The organism is Pseudomonas sp. UBA6310, from assembly GCF_002438225.1.
GTDB lineage: Bacteria > Pseudomonadota > Gammaproteobacteria > Pseudomonadales > Pseudomonadaceae > Pseudomonas_O > Pseudomonas_O kuykendallii.
On sequence record NZ_DJTK01000024.1, the window covers coordinates 79,171 to 94,346 of the forward strand.

A 15,176-nucleotide genomic window follows, 5' to 3' on the forward strand; every position below is an offset into this window, starting at 1 on the left:
ACTTTCGTGGACGCCTGCTTGTATGCCACACTCACGCCCTTTCGGGCCCATGCCTCAAGGATCTATGCACCCTCTGCTGCCCAGCCTCGCCGCCGCCCTCCTCTATCTTGGTGTCACCGCTTACCAAGGCCTGCGCGTTCGCCAGCGCGTCAAGCCGAACAAGCTGCTGATCGGCGTATTCGGCGCGCTCGCGCTGTTCTTCCATGGCGGCAGCCTGTTCATGCAGCTGCACGCGACCCAGGGCCTGGCGCTGGACTTCTTCAATGCGTCCAGCCTGATCGCCTTCGCGGTGATCCTCATTACCCTGCTCGCCTGCCTGCGCATTCCGGTGGAGAACCTGCTGTTGCTGCTGATGCCGCTGGGCGCGCTGACCGCCATGCTGGCGCAGCTGATGCCGGCCGGTACGGTGCAGCCGATCGACGAGGAGCCGGGAATTCTCGCGCATATCCTGCTGTCCATCGTCGCCTACGGCCTGCTCACCATCGCCGTGTTGCAGGCGCTGCTGCTGCTGCTCCAGGACCACCAGCTGAAACACAAGCACCCGTCCGGACTGATCAAGAACTTCCCCCCGTTGCAAACCATGGAAAGCCTGCTGTTCGGCTTTCTCTGGGCGGGCTGGATCCTGCTCTCGCTGTCGCTGTTCTCCGGCTGGCTGTTCTTCGAGGACCTGTTCGCCCAGCATCTGGTGCACAAGACCCTGCTCTCGTGCCTGGCCTGGGTGGTCTTCGGCGTGCTGCTCTGGGGCCGCCACCAGCTCGGCTGGCGCGGGCACAAGGCGATCCGCTGGACCCTGGCGGGTTTCTGCCTGCTGATGCTGGCCTACTTCGGCAGCAAGCTGGTCCGCGAATTCATCCTGCACATCTGACCCTAGGTTGCCGTGGACACTCTCGATCAAGGCTCGCTGATTGGCCTGCTGGTTTTTCTCGCGCTGGCCTCGGCGTTCTTCTCGGCGAGCAAGAGCGCCGTCCTCGGGCTCGACCGACAGCAACTGCGCGAGCTGGCCAGCCAGGGCTCGCTCGGCGCCAAGCGCATCAACGCCCTGCTCAAACGTCCGCAACGCCTGTTCGGCAGCCTGCTGCTCGGCAACAGCCTGGCGCTTATGTTCGGCGCGGCGGTGGCCGGGCTGCTCGGTCTGCGCCTGCGCGGCGAACCCGGCCTGTTCGGCGCCGTGGCCGCCCTGCTGATCGCCTGGCTGATCGTCGCCACGCTGCTGCCGCGCAGCATCGCGGCACGCCATCCGCAGGCACTGGCATTCGCCTGCGCCGGGCCGCTGAAGATTGCCGTCAAGCTGCTCTACCCGCCCTTCTGGCTGCTCGACCGCATCGCCGGCGCGCTGCTGCGGCTGGTTGGCATCCGGCCACCGCCACAGGGCGAGAACCTGTCCGGCGAAGAAAGTCCGCCCGAGGAAATCGACGAGGTGCTACCGGAGCAGCGCCAGCACCTGCTGCTTGGCATCCTCGACAAGATGACCGTCGACGACATCATGATTCCGCGCAACGAGGTCGAGGGGATCGACCTGAACGACGACATCGAGCGGATCGTCGCCCAGTTGCGCAGCACTTCGCACACCCGTCTGCCGGTGTTCCGCGGCGACATCAACCAGATCGAAGGCATCCTGCACATGCGCCGGATCGCCCGCCTGCTGACGCGCGACCAGTTGACCAAGGACGCCCTGCGCGGCGTGTGCCACGAGCCGTACTTCGTGCCGGAGAACACCCCGCTGTCGGTGCAGCTGATGAACTTCCAGAAGCACAAGCGGCGCATCGGCATCGTCGTCGACGAGTACGGCGAAGTGCTCGGCATCTGCGCACTGGAAGACCTGCTGGAAGAGATCGTCGGGCAGTTCCACAGCAGCGACGACAGCCAGGATGCCGACATCCAGACCCAGCCGGACGGCACCCAGGTGATCGACGGCGCGGCCCACGTCCGCGACATCAACCGTGCCCTCGGCTGGCAACTGCCGGTGGAAGGCCCGCGCACGCTGAACGGCCTGATCACCGAGGCGCTGGAAGGCATCCCCGACAGCGGCGTGTGCCTGAAGATCGGTCGCTATCGCCTGGAGATCCTGCAGGCCGCGGAAAACCGCGCGACCCGCGTGCGGGTCTGGCTCGCGCCGCGCCCGGACCAGGGCTGAGACGATCGGAGGGGTTGCCCGCCGCCCCTTCGCTCCCCGTATAATCGCCCTCAGCTTACCCAGCCCCCTGCCTTCGTCCGCTTGCCATCCGCGATGCCGACGCAGGCCCGCCACTGCCGCTTCCCGCCCGGTCCGCCGGTGCACCGAAGTTCTCGCTGCCGCGCCAACCCCGCCGCGACGGCGCCCTCCTCGCCCGACCCGGGCGCCCGCTTCCCATGCGGCACGACGAAAGCCAACCGGCCACCGCCAAGGCCGGCCAGACAATAACGGGATCCGTGCATGAATACCGCCACCTATACCGCTGCGCGCGAGGCCGATGCCGACGCCCCCGTGCAGGCCAACTCGACCGCGCGCGTCGCCGTCGCCAGCCTCATCGGCACCGCCATCGAGTTCTACGATTTCTACATCTACGCCACCGCTGCCGCGTTGGTGATCGGCCCGGTGTTCTTCCCGCAGACCTCCGGCACCGCCCAGGCGCTCTCCGCCTTCATTACCTTCGGCATCGCCTTCCTCGCCCGGCCGCTGGGCTCGGCGCTGTTCGGCCACTTCGGCGACCGCATCGGGCGCAAGTCGACGCTGGTCGCGTCTCTGCTGCTGATGGGCCTGTCCACCACGCTGATCGGCCTGTTGCCAGGCTACGACGCCATCGGTGCCTGGGCGCCGATCCTGCTCTGCATGTTGCGTTTCGGCCAGGGCCTCGGCCTGGGCGGCGAATGGGGCGGCGCCGCACTGCTGGCCACGGAGAATGCACCCAAGCACCGCCGCGCCTGGTTCGGCATGTTCCCGCAGATGGGCCCGTCGATCGGCTTCCTCGCCGCCAACGGGCTGTTCCTGACCCTGGCGATGACCCTCAGCGAAGAGCAGTTCCGCGCCTGGGGCTGGCGTATCCCGTTCCTCTTCAGCGCGCTGCTGGTGATCGTCGGCCTGTATGTGCGCCTCAAGCTTCACGAAACCCCGGTGTTCGCCAAGGCGCTGCAGCAGCACGATCGCGCACGCCTGCCGATCGCCGAGATGTTTTCCCGGCACTGGCGCAACGTGGTGCTCGGCTCGCTGGCGATGGTGGTGTGCTATGCGCTGTTCTACATCTCGGCGGTGTTCTCGCTGAGCTACGGCGTCAGCTCGCTGGGTTTCACCCGCGAGGAATTCCTCGGCCTGCTGTGCTTCGCCGTGCTGTTCATGGGCGCCGCCACGCCGGTATCGGCGCTCGCCTGTGACCGCTTCGGGCGCCGCCCGGTGCTGATTGTCGGCTGCCTGGCCGCAGTGGCGTCCGGCTTCACCATGCAACCGTTGCTGAGCAGCGGCTCGGTGGTGGACGTAGCGATCTTCCTGTCGCTGGAGCTGTTCCTGATGGGCGTCACCTTCGCCCCGATGGGCGCACTGCTGCCGGAACTCTTCCCGACCCGCGTGCGCTATACCGGCGCCTCGGCGGCGTACAACCTGGGCGGCATCCTCGGCGCCTCGCTGGCCCCCTACGTGGCGCAGAAACTGGTGGCGGCCGGCGGGCTGGGTTGGGTCGGCGGCTACGTTTCGGTGGCAGCCGGGCTGAGCCTGCTGGCGGTGCTGCTGATGCGCGAAACGCGCGAAACGGATCTGTAGCGGTCGCGTAGGGTGGGCTTCAGCCCACCGACAGGGTGATCCAGTTCGTCGGAGGTGGTGGGCTGAAGCCCACCCTACGAGGTGTCGAGGCCTTGGCCCGCAGTCGCCCCACTGACGAATATGAAAAAGCCGGCGCCAAAAGCGCCGGCTTTTTTTGGTGGCCGGTCGACTCAGAGCGTGACGTCGACCGCCTGCGCGACGCGGGTCGCCTTGGCGCGGGCGGCCTCGATCGACTCGTCGCGCGCCAGCGCCACGCCGAGGCGGCGCTGGCCGGAGACTTCCGGCTTGCCGAACAGGCGCAACGCGGTGTCCGGCTCGCTCAGCGCGGCGCCGAGGTTGCCGAAGCTCATCTCGCGCGACTCGCCGGCCACCAGGATCACCGCCGAGGCGGACGGACCGAACTGGCGGATCGCCGGGATCGGTAGGCCGAGGATCGCCCGCGCATGCAGGGCGAATTCGGAGAGGTCCTGGGAGATCAGCGTGACCAGGCCGGTGTCGTGCGGGCGCGGGGAAATCTCGCAGAACCAGACCATGTCACCTTTCACGAACAGCTCGACACCGAACAGCCCACGGCCGCCCAGCGAGCCGGTCACCACCAGGGCGATACGCTCGGCTTCGGCGCGCGCGGTCTCGCTCATCGCCTGGGGCTGCCAGGACTCCTGGTAGTCGCCCTTGGCCTGGCGATGACCGACGGGGTCGCAGAAGGTCACGCCATTGGCGTGACGCACGGTGAGCAGGGTGATCTCGTAGTCGAAATCGATGAAACCCTCGACGATCACCCGCCCCTTGCCGGCGCGGCCGCCGGCCTGGGCGTAGTCCCAGGCGGTCTGCAGGTCATCGGCGCTTTTCAGCACGCTCTGGCCCTTGCCCGAGGAACTCATGATCGGCTTGATCAGGCACGGGAAGCCGAGCGCCACGGTGGCATCACGGAATTCCTCGAAACTGTCGGCGAAACGGTACGGCGAGGTCGGCAGGCCAAGTTCCTCGGCGGCCAGGCGACGGATGCCTTCGCGGTTCATGGTCAGCTGCGCGGCGCGCGCGGTGGGGATCACGGTGAAGCCCTCGGCCTCCAACTCGACCAGGGTCGCGGTGGCGATGGCTTCGATCTCGGGAACGATGTAGTGCGGCTTCTCCTGCTCGATCAGCGCGCGCAGGGCCGCGCCGTCGAGCATGTCGATGACGTGGCTGCGATGCGCGACCTGCATCGCCGGGGCGTTGGCGTAACGGTCGACGGCAATCACCTCGACGCCCAGACGCTGCAGTTCGATGGCGACTTCCTTGCCGAGCTCGCCGGAGCCACAGAGCAGGACGCGGGTGGCGCTCGGCGAGAGCGGAGTTCCGAGACGGGGCATGTCGATTTCCTTGCAGGCAGGCGCCAGCGGCGCGTGGAGTGAAAAAAAGGAGGCGGATTTTACGAGATCAGCAGGCCTTTGGCTCGTGCGCGTTCGACGGTGCGGGCGAGCACCTGGCGGCGCTCGTCGTTGTCCATCCGCGACCAGCGGGTGATTTCCGCCGCCGAGCGCTGGCAGCCGCTGCAGAGGTCGTCTTCGTCGAGCGCGCAGATGTTCACGCAGGGCGACTTCAGCGGACGCTCCTGCATCAGTCGTCCTGCTCGACCAGGTCGCGCGCGTAGCGCTGGGCGTTGTGCACGTAGTGCGCGGCGCTGGCTTCGAGCATCTTCATCTGCTGCTCGCTGAGCTCGCGCACCACCTTGCCGGGCGAGCCCATGACCAGCGAGCCGTCGGGGATTTCCTTGCCCTCGGGGATCAGCGCGTTGGCGCCGATGATGCAGTGACGGCCGATCCTGGCGCCGTTGAGCAGCACCGCGTTGATGCCGATCAGGCTGAAATCGCCGACCGTGCAGCCGTGCAGCATGGCGTTGTGGCCGATGGTGACGCCCTTGCCGATGTTCAGCGGCACGCCGGCATCGGTGTGCATCACGGTGCCGTCCTGCACGTTGCTGTTCTCGCCGATATGGATCAGCTCGTTGTCGCCGCGCAGCACGGCGCCGAACCAGACGCTGGCGCCGGCATCCAGGCGGACCTTGCCGATCAGCGTGGCGTTCGGCGCGACCCAGCTTTGCGGGTGAGCGTCGACGCGGGAATCTCCCAGGCGGTACTTCATTATTGTTCTCCAGGCTCAGCGCAGGGTGAGGAAGGTATCCGGTGGCTCGTGCAGGTCGATACCGGCGTCGTACAGGAGGTTCATCAGCTCGACGATCATGATCGCGGTGAGCCCCCAGATGCGGAACTCGCCGAAGCGATAACTGGGCACGTACCAGCTTTGCCCGAGGTAGTCGATGCGGTGGGTGAACTCGCGCGGGTCTTCGCGGAAGAAGCTCAGCGGCACGCTGAACACGGCGGCGATCTCGCCGTCGTTGGCGACGTACTCGACGTAATCCGGAACCACCGCGACGTACGGCGTGACTTTGATGCGGTGGCGCGAGACCAGCGTGCTCAGCGGGCCGACGACCTCCACCAGGCCCGGCGGCAGGCCGATTTCCTCCTCGGCCTCGCGCAGCGCCGTGGCGACCAGGTCTTGGTCCTCGGGGTCGCGACGACCGCCGGGAAAGGCGACTTCGCCGCCGTGGGTGGACAACCCGCTGGCGCGCAAGGTGAGCACCAGTTCGGGCTCGTCGCTGCGGGTGATCGGCAGCAATACCGCCGCTTCGGGGAAATTCTGCTCAGGGGGCAGAATAAGCGGGGTATAGCTCCTTACCTTCTGGAGCAGTTCGTCCTGCATGGGCACTCTCGGTTTTTTCGTTTGACGGCATCATGGCACGAACTGTCGCATCGGCCCAAGACCCGGGCGACGCCACGCCGGGCGGGCGTTGCTTTTTCCCTCCGGGCCTGATGCCATGCATCACCACAACAACACGCCGGAGACCGGATGAAATTCTGCAACCAGTGCGGCGGTACGGTCAGCGAGCGGATTCCCGCCGGCGACAACCGCCCACGTATCGTCTGCGACCAATGCCAGCTCGTGCATTACCAGAACCCGCGAATCGTCGCCGGCTGCCTGCCGGTGTGGGGCGAACAGGTGCTCCTCTGCCGTCGCGCGATCGAGCCGCGCCGTGGCTTCTGGACATTGCCGGCGGGCTTCATGGAGAACGGCGAAACCACCGAACAGGCAGCCTCCCGGGAAACCCTGGAGGAAGCCTGCGCGCGGGTCAGCGGCCTGCAGCTCTATACCGTGTTCGACCTGCCGCACATCAGCCAGGTGTATATGCTGTTCCGCGCGGAACTGGTCGATCTGGATTTTGCCGCCGGCGACGAAAGCCTCGAGGTCAAACTCTTCCACGAAGCGGAAATCCCCTGGTCGGAGCTGGCTTTCCCGACCATCGGGCGTACCTTAGAATGGTTCTTTGCGGACCGCCCGAACGCCCTGTTCCCGGTACGCAGCGAGCCGCTGGAACCCTTGCTGGCGCGCTTCCGAAAAGCTTGAATACCCCTTTCTCTAGGTCTCGTCGTCGATGCGCTGGTTGCTCACCGTTGTCTGTCTGTCCTTCGCCACCCTCGCCCTGGGCAACGTCACCTCGACGCTGGACGGCAAGCAGGTGGACAAGGTGCTGGTGCTCAAGTCCGAACACCGGCTGCACCTGATCAGCAAAGGCGAGACCCTCAAGTCCTATCGCATCTCGCTGGGCAAGAAACCCACCGGCCCGAAGATCCAGGAAGGCGACAAGCGCACCCCGGAAGGCTTCTACTGGATCGACTGGCGCAAGCCCAGCGACCGCTACAACCTGGCGATGCACATCTCCTACCCCAACGCCCGCGACAAGGACCGCGCCTCCGAGCTCAAGGTCGAACCCGGCGGCATGATCATGCTGCACGGAACGCCGATCGACGACGAATACCCCGAGTGGTACTTCAACAGCCTCGACTGGACCGAGGGCTGCATCGCCCTGACCAACGACGACATGCGCGAGATCTGGACCCTGGTCAAGGACGGCACGCTGATCGAAATCCGCCCCTGAGCCACGCTCCGCTCAGGCCTCATTGCACGGGCGCTGCCTGAGCGCCCCGGCCACCTCGCCCACCACCCTCACCACCATCGCCCGCTCGTTTTCGTTCAGCCCCTGCAGCAGCTCGACGATCTTGTGCGCCTGATCCAGCGCATCCGGCGAGCCGGGGCGGAACAGGTCCGCCGGCGTACAGCCGAGCACGTCGGCAATCTGCCGAAGGCGCGCCAGACTCGGGGAAATCACCCCGGTTTCGATGCGACTGACCGTCTCCTTCTCCACGTTGATCGACTCAGCGACCTGGGCCTGCGTCAGGCGCTGCTGCTTGCGCAGCGCCGCGATGGCCGCGCCCACTTCCGATGCGATTCCCTTGTCTTTCAAATTTGCCACCTCGACGCATCAGTCCCTATTAACCGGACATTTTCAAGGCGCCAGGGGTTCAAGCGAATGACGTGGAAGGCATTAAAAAATGACGTATTGCGTCATCAAAGATTGACTTTTCTCGACGGTGATTTAAAGAATGGTCGTATGGCGGCAGAAAACGGATGCCAACTAAATGGCACATTCAGGGAGGAATCGCATGCTGAACAATCTGAAAGTCCGCACGGGCATGCTGCTGGTACTCGCGGCCCTGCTCACCGCACTGCTGGTTTCCACCGCCACCGCCTGGAACGATGCGCGCAACAGCAGCCGGCAGATCCAGGAGCTGGAAGACGTCGGCATCCGTCAGCTCGGCCTGATCGACGCGACCTACGTCGACTTCCTGCGCACCCGCCTGGCGATGGCGGGCGCCTTCCTGGAAATGCAGGCGGGCGAAACCGACAGAGCGAAACAGAGCCTGGAACTGACCAAGAGCCTGTCAGCCAAGGCGCGCGAAGCCTTCGGCCAGTTCATCGGCATGGAAAAGAGCCCTAAAGGCGAACAACTGGCCCGGGCCATCGAGCAGAGCTTCGGCACCTACAGCGCCGCTCTGGATGAACAGCTCGAGGCGCTCAACGGCGGCTCGGCGACGCGCTACGTCGAGGTCAACCTCAAGGCGCGCGCGGCGAACGGCGCGTTCGACAAGGCGATCTCGACCTTCAGCGAACACGTCGGCAAACGCACCGCAGACATCATGCAGACCGCCAGCGGGCGCTACGAAGTCGCACGCATCCAGGCCATCGCACTGATCGGTCTGGGCCTGCTGCTCGCCATCGGCTGCTGGCTGTTCATCGCCCGGCAGATTCTCCAGCCGCTGCGCGAAGCCAGCCGGCATTTCGAGCACATCGCCGCCGGTGACCTGACCACCCACATCGCTACCGGCTCGAGCAACGAGATCGGCGTGCTGTTCCGCTCGCTGCAACACATGCAGCACAGCCAGCGCGAAACCATCGGTCAGATCACCAGTTCGGCCAACCAGTTGGCCTCGGCGGCGGAAGAGCTCAGCGCGGTGACCGAGGAAAGCAATCGAGGCCTGCACCAGCAGCATCAGGAGCTGGAGCAGGCGGCCACCGCGGTCAACCAGATGACCACCGCGGTGGAGGAAGTCGCGCGCAACGCGGTCTCCACCTCGGAGGCGACGAATGCCTCGAACCAGTTGGCCCGGCATAGCCGCGACCAGGTGCAGTGCACCATCGACGAGATCAACGGCATGTCGCAGGACGTGCAGGCGACTTCGCAGCTGATCCGCGAGCTGTCCGAACAGACCCGGCACATCGGCAAGGTGCTCGAGGTGATCCGCGCGATTTCCGAGCAAACCAACCTGCTGGCGCTCAACGCCGCCATCGAGGCCGCCCGCGCGGGCGAGGCCGGGCGCGGTTTCGCGGTGGTCGCCGACGAGGTGCGCGGCCTCGCCCACCGCACCCAGCAGTCGACCCGCGAGATCGAGGAGATGATCGGCGGCATCCAGGCGAATACCGATACCGCGGTGAATTCGATGGAGCAGAACAGCAAGCGCGCCCATTCGACCCTGCACAACACTCAGGCGACCAGCCGCACGCTGGAGGAGATCTTCGCCGCGGTGAACCAGATCACCGAGCGCAACCTGGTGATCGCCAGCGCTGCCGAGCAGCAGGCGCAGGTCGCCCGCGAAGTCGACCGCAATCTGGTGAACATCCGCGACCTCTCCACCCAGGCCTCGGCCGGCGCCAACCAGACCGCCGCGGCGAGCCACGAACTGTCGCGCCTGGCCGTGGAACTCAATGGAATGGTCCTGCACTTCAAAACCTGACCGGTAGGCCGTCGCCGTCTATCCTTGCTAATCCTGCGCGGAAGCCTGGAAGAACGCGCGCCCCAGAGGCACGCCATGACCGAGGTTCCGCACGACGACGAGAGCCGCGATGACTGACCGGCACCTTGCGGAAATTCGCACCCAGACCCTCGAACGCAGTCCCGACGCGGTGCTCACCGTCGACGCCGAAGGGTGCATCGTAAATGTTCAACGCCGCCGCCGAGCAGCTCTGGGGCCGGCCGCGCGAGACGGTGCTCGGGCGGCCGGTGAGCGGCCTGCTGCCGCACCTGTTGCAACGCCGCGCGGAGGGTTCCGCGCCACTCACCCAGGACGTACTGATCGAACGCCACGACGGCAGCCGGCGTTGGGGATCGATGAACTGCGCCCGCCTCGAGATCGCCGAGAACGTGCTCTACACCGCCTTCATCAGGGACATCACCGAACAGCGCCGCGAGGTCGAGCGTACCCACCTGCTTTCGCTCGCCGCCGACCGCACCGACAGCGCGGTGATCATCACCGACGGCCAGTGGCGCATCCTTTACGTGAACAACGGCTTCAGCACCCTGTTCGGCTATTCGCAGGCGGAAAGCCTCGGCCGCACGCCGGCACCGCTGATCGCTACGCACCAGTTGCAGACGATGATCGAGGCACTGCGCGAGCGCCTTTCCAGCGGGCTGTCCTATCACGCCGAGGAATTGGTGCACGACCGCCACGGCCAGCGCATCTGGTGCAGCGTGACCAGCAACCCGGTGTTCGATGAGAACGGCCGGCTGATCAACAGCGTGAGCCTGCTGACCGACATCACCGACTCGAAGATCCACCAGGTGCTGCAGCATCAGGTGCTCGAGGCGATGGTCCGCGAGATGCCGCTGGGCGAGTTGATGGCGCTGGTCTGCCGCGAGGTGGAGCACATCGCGCCGCAGGTGGTCGCCTCGATCCAGCAGGTCGACGAGCACGGCAAGCTGCACCCGCTGGCCGCGCCAAGCCTGCCCGCCGCCTACTCGCAGGCACTGGAAGGCGCCGCCATAGGGCCGTTCGCCGGGTCCTGCGGGACCGCAGCGTTTCGCCGCCAGCCCGTACTGGTGAGGGACATCGGCAGCGATCCGTTGTGGGCCGACTACCGGCATATGGTGCCGGCGGGGCTACGCGCCTGCTGGTCGACGCCGATCATGTCCAGCGACGACCGGGTGATCGGCACCTTCGCCTTCTACTACCGCGAATCCCGCGAGCCGAGCGCGCTGCACCGGCGTCTGGTGGAGGTCAGCACGCACCTCTGCGCGCTGGCCCTGGAACGCGAGGAAACCCGCTCGCGAATCCGCCAGATCACCTCCTACGACAGCCTCACCGGCCTGCCGAATCGCAGCCTGCTGCAAGCCAAGGCCGAACACGCCATCGATGACGTCGCGCAGGCACGCGGGTCGCTGGCGGTGCTGTTCATCGACCTGGATCGCTTCAAGCAGATCAACGACAGCCTCGGCCACCCCTGCGGCGACGAGCTGCTGCGGATCATCGCCGAGCGCCTGAAGCAGGAACGCCGCAGCGGCGATATCGTCGGTCGCCTGTCCGGCGACGAATTCGTCCTGGTCTGCCCTTTCCACGACGGCGCGCAAGCCACCGACCTGGCCGAGGACCTGCAGCAACGCCTCGCCGAGCCCTGCCTGGTCGGCGGCGGCAGCCTGACCCCCTCGGCGAGCATCGGCATCGCCCTGTATCCCGAGGACGGCCGCGACATGGAGCAGTTGCTGCAGCATGCCGACCTCGCCATGGGCCACGCGAAAGCGGCCGGGCGCGGCTGTTTCAGCTTCTTCAGCCACGAGATGAACCGCCTCGCCCAGGAACGCATGGCGCTGGAAGCGGCGCTGAAGGCCGCGCTGCTGGCCGGCGAGCTGCACCTGCATTATCAGCCGCAGGTGAACTTCGCCGATGGCACCCTGCATGGCGTCGAAGCGCTGGCACGCTGGCGCCATCCGCAGCTCGGCGAGGTATCGCCGGCGCACTTCATTCCGCTGGCAGAAGAATGCGGGCTAATCGATGCGCTGGGCGATTGGGCGCTGAACGAGGCCTGCCGCCAGCTGGCCGACTGGCGCGACAAGGGACTGTCGATTCCGTCGATCGCGGTGAATCTGTCACCGACCAACTTCCACAACCTGACCCTGCCGCAGACCATCGCCGATGCGCTGCGCCGGCACGGGCTGGCGCCGCGCGATCTCACCGTGGAGATCACCGAGGGCGTGCTGGTGGACGTGAACCCGGGCATTCTGCAGACCCTCGACGATATCTACAGCCTCGGCGTGCGTCTGGCGATGGACGACTTCGGCACCGGCTATTCCAGCCTGAGCTACCTGCGCCGGCTGCCGATCAGCGAATTGAAGTTGGACAAGAGCTTCGTCGACGACCTCGACAACGACGCGTCCAGCCGTGCCCTCAGCGATGCGGTGATCAACATCGGCCAGAGTCTGGAGCTGACGGTGGTCGCCGAAGGCATCGAGAGCGTCAGCCAGTACGAGATCCTCAGGCAGCAGGGCTACCACGTCGCCCAGGGCTATCTGTTCTCCTGCCCGCTGCCCGCCGCGCAGCTGGAAATCTGGTTGGCCGAACGCCGGGCCTAGTCGTCGCCTGTGCAGGCGGCGATGCACACCCGGTTGCGTCCGCCCTCCTTCGCCGCGTAGAGCGCGCGGTCGGCGGCATCGGTAAGCGCCGCCGCGGGCCACTCCCCACCTGTCGGCAGGCAGGCGCCGCCGAGGCTCACGGTGACCCGGCCAAGCGGTGCGTAGGCGTGCTCCAGCTCGGCCTGCTCGACCCGCTCGCGCAAGCGCTCGGCGACCCGCCGCGCTTCCTCGGCCAGGGTGCCCGGCAGGATCACGCTGAATTCCTCGCCGCCGTACCGGCAGACCAGATCGCCCGGACGCACCACCTGGCGAAACAGCTCGGCCAGCCGACGCAGGCATTCGTCCCCGGCCGGATGGCCGTAGTGGTCGTTGAACGGCTTGAACAGGTCGACATCGAGCATCAGCAGCGACAACGGCAGGCCGGCGCGGCGCGCGCGGGCGATCTCCTGCGTCAGCGCCTCGTCGAAGCGACGGCGGTTGGGCAGCCCGGTCAGATAATCCTTCTCGGCGACCTCGCTCAGCCGCGCGTTGGCCGCCGCCAGCTGCTCGCGCATCCGGTACTGCTCGGTGACGTCGGTGAGCGCCAGGGTCAGGCCGATCACCTGCCCCGCCGGGTCGCGCACGCCCTGCAGGCCGACCTGATGATGACGCTCGCGCCAGTCCAGCTCGAGGTCCGCCAGCGTCTCGCCGGCATCCAGGCGAACGAAGCAGCGCGCTACATCCAGCTGATCTTCCGGGAGGAAATCGGCGATCGGCCGGCCCACCAGCCGATTCAGCGAATCGCCCAGCAGCGCGGCCAGCGCACGGTTGGCGATCACCACATGGGCTTGCCGGTCGATCAGCCCGAGCGCGACCGGCGCCGCGGCATACAGCGCCTCCAGCTGCACGCTGCGCTGGCCGAGCAGGCCGATGCCCTGGGTGATGTCGCGGTCGATGCCACGGTAGCCGCGGAACTCGCCGTGCTCGTCGAACAGCGGAATGCCGCTGGTTTCCAGCACCACCATGCTGCCATCGGCGCATAGGTTGCGGTTCACCAGGCCTGAGAACGGCCGCCGCTCGGCAACGATTTCGAGGAACATCTGGCCGACCCGCGCCGCTTCGTCGGGCGGCATGAAATCGAAGGGCGTGCGCCCGAGCATCTGCTCCGGCGTGTAGCCGAGCAGCGTGCGGCAATGTTCTGAGCTGAAGGTGTAGCGACCCTGGGCGTCGACTTCCCAGAGCCAGTCCGTGTTGTGGGCGATCATCTCGCGCAGACGGCGGATCTCGGCGCGAGCTTCGCTGGGGCTGAGCAGTTGGGGCATCGTAACTACCGACACGCGAATGCTGAGGTGGCCATTATGCCATCACGGCATGCAGGTCCGACGTCAGGGCGTCTAATCCAGGGTTTCCAGGCGCCAGACATCGAACGCCGGCGTTTCGTAGGGATGCGCCCTTCTCAGCGCGTCGACCACGGCGCGGATCGAGACATCGGCCACCACCAGTTCGACCTTCCATTCGGGGAGCCGCTGGAGCCGGTCGACCTCGCCGATGAACGGAGCGCTGCCCGGCAAGGCGCGGAACTGCCCCTCGCCGAGCACCTGCCAGCAGCACTGGTCGTAATCGCCGATACGTCCACCGCCGGCCTGGAAAACCGCCTGTTTGACGCTCTCCAGGTGAGTGTCTGGAACGTAAAAGCACAGCTTGTACATGCCGGATACCGTCGTCGCCGTGGTGGAACGCAGGGAGTACGCGGTACTCCCTGCGGTGTCAGTCGACCCAGACCCGCGCGTTGCGGAACAGGCGCAGCCAGCCGCCGTCTTCCTGCCAGTCGTCAGGGCGCCAGGAGTTCTGCACGGCACGGAACACCCGCTCCGGGTGCGGCATGAGGATGGTGACGCGGCCGTCGCGGCTGGTCAGGCCGGTGATCCCGCGCGGCGAGCCATTCGGGTTGGCCGGATAGCGCTCGGTGACCTTGCCGTGGTTGTCGACGAAACGCATCGACACGCAGCCGGACAGGTCGGCCTCGAGCAGCGCTTCCTCGCTCTCGAACTCCGCATGACCTTCGCCATGGGCGATGGCGATGGGCATCCGCGAACCGGCCATGCCGCGCAGCAGGATCGACGCCGACTCCTGGATCTGCACCATCGCCACACGCGCCTCGAACTGCTCCGAGCGGTTGCGCACGAAGTGCGGCCAGAACTCGGTGCCGGGGATCAGCTCATGCAGGTTCGACATCATCTGGCAGCCGTTGCAGACGCCCAGGGCGAAGCTGTCCTTGCGCTCGAAGAAGCCCTGGAAGGCGTCGCGCGCCCGGTTGTTGAACAGCACCGACTTGGCCCAGCCCTCGCCGGCGCCGAGGACGTCGCCGTAGGAGAAGCCGCCGCAGGCCACCAGCCCCTTGAATTCGTCGAGGTCGACGCGGCCGGTGAGGATGTCGCTCATGTGCACGTCGAGGGCGGCGAAGCCGGCACGGTCGAACGCCGCGGCCATTTCCACCTGGCCGTTGACGCCCTGCTCGCGCAGCACCGCCACTTTCGGCCGCACGCCCTTCTTGATGTAAGGCGCGGCGATGTCGTCGTTGACGTCGAAGGCGAGCTTCACCGAGAGGCCGGGGTTCTCCTCCTCGAGCAGGCTGTCGAACTCCTGCTCGGCGCAGTCGGCGTTGTCGCGCAGGCGCTGGATGCGGTA

General features: G+C 66.6%; 15 protein-coding genes. 7 read left to right on the top strand and 8 right to left on the bottom strand.

Annotated elements, in window-relative coordinates; translation table 11 throughout:
* The first annotated feature begins 64 nt into the window (after window positions 1–64).
* The 3 genes from B3E91_RS05105 to B3E91_RS05115 all read left to right on the top strand — a co-directional run bounded on the left by B3E91_RS05105 (window position 65) and on the right by B3E91_RS05115 (window position 3,730).
* Window positions 65–865 (top strand): cytochrome C assembly family protein, encoded by an 801-nt coding sequence (locus tag B3E91_RS05105; protein WP_090227272.1) that lies wholly within the window; start codon window positions 65–67, stop codon window positions 863–865.
* Between the two features lie 12 nt (window positions 866–877).
* Window positions 878–2,134 carry an HlyC/CorC family transporter gene (locus B3E91_RS05110; protein WP_287028598.1) on the top strand — a complete coding sequence of 419 codons (1,257 nt, stop codon included), beginning with the start codon at window positions 878–880 and terminating at the stop codon, window positions 2,132–2,134.
* Between the two features lie 279 nt (window positions 2,135–2,413).
* Window positions 2,414–3,730 (top strand): MFS transporter, encoded by a 1,317-nt coding sequence (locus B3E91_RS05115; RefSeq protein WP_287028599.1) that lies wholly within the window; start codon window positions 2,414–2,416, stop codon window positions 3,728–3,730.
* 170 nt (window positions 3,731–3,900) lie between these two features.
* On the opposite strand, the gene purT is transcribed toward B3E91_RS05115, so the two are convergent.
* From purT to B3E91_RS05135, 4 genes are read right to left on the bottom strand one after another with little or no spacing between them, the layout of a single operon-like run.
* Entirely contained in the window at window positions 3,901–5,082 is a 1,182-nt protein-coding gene (purT, locus tag B3E91_RS05120) for a formate-dependent phosphoribosylglycinamide formyltransferase (protein WP_287028600.1), read from the bottom strand.
* Window positions 5,083–5,141: 59 nt separating this feature from the next.
* Window positions 5,142–5,330 (bottom strand): DUF1289 domain-containing protein, encoded by a 189-nt coding sequence (locus B3E91_RS05125; RefSeq protein ID WP_282341300.1) that lies wholly within the window; start codon window positions 5,328–5,330, stop codon window positions 5,142–5,144.
* Window positions 5,330–5,854 carry a gamma carbonic anhydrase family protein gene (locus B3E91_RS05130; protein ID WP_273232265.1) on the bottom strand — a complete coding sequence of 175 codons (525 nt, stop codon included), beginning with the start codon at window positions 5,852–5,854 and terminating at the stop codon, window positions 5,330–5,332. The genes B3E91_RS05125 and B3E91_RS05130 overlap by 1 nt, the downstream gene beginning before the upstream one ends.
* A gap of 15 nt (window positions 5,855–5,869) precedes the next feature.
* Complete coding sequence (locus tag B3E91_RS05135; protein ID WP_090227255.1) at window positions 5,870–6,472, bottom strand: CoA pyrophosphatase; 603 nt, start codon at window positions 6,470–6,472, stop codon at window positions 5,870–5,872.
* 147 nt (window positions 6,473–6,619) lie between these two features.
* On the opposite strand from B3E91_RS05135, the gene B3E91_RS05140 reads away from it, so the two are divergent.
* Entirely contained in the window at window positions 6,620–7,174 is a 555-nt protein-coding gene (locus B3E91_RS05140; protein ID WP_287028601.1) for an NUDIX hydrolase, read from the top strand.
* Between the two features lie 28 nt (window positions 7,175–7,202).
* A complete protein-coding gene (locus B3E91_RS05145; RefSeq protein ID WP_273232260.1) occupies window positions 7,203–7,706 on the top strand; it encodes a L,D-transpeptidase family protein in 504 nt (167 codons plus the stop codon).
* A gap of 12 nt (window positions 7,707–7,718) precedes the next feature.
* Here B3E91_RS05145 and B3E91_RS05150 read toward each other — a convergent pair whose 3' ends face one another.
* Entirely contained in the window at window positions 7,719–8,072 is a 354-nt protein-coding gene (locus B3E91_RS05150) for a helix-turn-helix domain-containing protein (RefSeq protein ID WP_273232257.1), read from the bottom strand.
* A gap of 199 nt (window positions 8,073–8,271) precedes the next feature.
* Between B3E91_RS05150 and B3E91_RS05155 the strand changes: the two genes are divergently transcribed.
* Window positions 8,272–9,900 carry a methyl-accepting chemotaxis protein gene (locus B3E91_RS05155; RefSeq protein ID WP_287028602.1) on the top strand — a complete coding sequence of 543 codons (1,629 nt, stop codon included), beginning with the start codon at window positions 8,272–8,274 and terminating at the stop codon, window positions 9,898–9,900.
* Between the two features lie 203 nt (window positions 9,901–10,103).
* Complete coding sequence (locus B3E91_RS05160; protein WP_287028603.1) at window positions 10,104–12,509, top strand: EAL domain-containing protein; 2,406 nt, start codon at window positions 10,104–10,106, stop codon at window positions 12,507–12,509.
* Here the strand turns inward: B3E91_RS05160 and B3E91_RS05165 are convergent.
* The 3 genes from B3E91_RS05165 to B3E91_RS05175 all read right to left on the bottom strand — a co-directional run.
* Window positions 12,506–13,810 carry a sensor domain-containing diguanylate cyclase gene (locus B3E91_RS05165; RefSeq protein WP_287028604.1) on the bottom strand — a complete coding sequence of 435 codons (1,305 nt, stop codon included), beginning with the start codon at window positions 13,808–13,810 and terminating at the stop codon, window positions 12,506–12,508. The genes B3E91_RS05160 and B3E91_RS05165 overlap by 4 nt on opposite strands.
* Before the next feature lie 72 nt (window positions 13,811–13,882).
* Window positions 13,883–14,197 (bottom strand): YqfO family protein, encoded by a 315-nt coding sequence (locus B3E91_RS05170; protein ID WP_287028605.1) that lies wholly within the window; start codon window positions 14,195–14,197, stop codon window positions 13,883–13,885.
* 58 nt (window positions 14,198–14,255) lie between these two features.
* A partial coding sequence (locus B3E91_RS05175; protein WP_287028606.1) for a phosphoribosylformylglycinamidine synthase subunit PurQ occupies window positions 14,256–15,176 on the bottom strand: 921 nt, incomplete at its 5' end.

Excerpts from the sequence above, each read along its gene's own strand:
- B3E91_RS05105 (WP_090227272.1), top strand. The coding sequence starts at position 65 with ATGCACCCTCTGCTGCCCAGCCTCGCCGCCGCCCTCCTCTATCTTGGT.
- B3E91_RS05115 (WP_287028599.1), top strand. The coding sequence starts at position 2,414 with ATGAATACCGCCACCTATACCGCTGCGCGCGAGGCCGATGCCGACGCC.
- purT (WP_287028600.1), bottom strand. The coding sequence starts at position 5,082 with ATGCCCCGTCTCGGAACTCCGCTCTCGCCGAGCGCCACCCGCGTCCTG.
- B3E91_RS05125 (WP_282341300.1), bottom strand. The coding sequence starts at position 5,330 with ATGCAGGAGCGTCCGCTGAAGTCGCCCTGCGTGAACATCTGCGCGCTC.
- B3E91_RS05130 (WP_273232265.1), bottom strand. The coding sequence starts at position 5,854 with ATGAAGTACCGCCTGGGAGATTCCCGCGTCGACGCTCACCCGCAAAGC.
- B3E91_RS05135 (WP_090227255.1), bottom strand. The coding sequence starts at position 6,472 with ATGCAGGACGAACTGCTCCAGAAGGTAAGGAGCTATACCCCGCTTATT.
- B3E91_RS05140 (WP_287028601.1), top strand. The coding sequence starts at position 6,620 with ATGAAATTCTGCAACCAGTGCGGCGGTACGGTCAGCGAGCGGATTCCC.
- B3E91_RS05145 (WP_273232260.1), top strand. The coding sequence starts at position 7,203 with ATGCGCTGGTTGCTCACCGTTGTCTGTCTGTCCTTCGCCACCCTCGCC.
- B3E91_RS05155 (WP_287028602.1), top strand. The coding sequence starts at position 8,272 with ATGCTGAACAATCTGAAAGTCCGCACGGGCATGCTGCTGGTACTCGCG.
- B3E91_RS05160 (WP_287028603.1), top strand. The coding sequence starts at position 10,104 with ATGTTCAACGCCGCCGCCGAGCAGCTCTGGGGCCGGCCGCGCGAGACG.
- B3E91_RS05165 (WP_287028604.1), bottom strand. The coding sequence starts at position 13,810 with ATGCCCCAACTGCTCAGCCCCAGCGAAGCTCGCGCCGAGATCCGCCGT.
- B3E91_RS05170 (WP_287028605.1), bottom strand. The coding sequence starts at position 14,197 with ATGTACAAGCTGTGCTTTTACGTTCCAGACACTCACCTGGAGAGCGTC.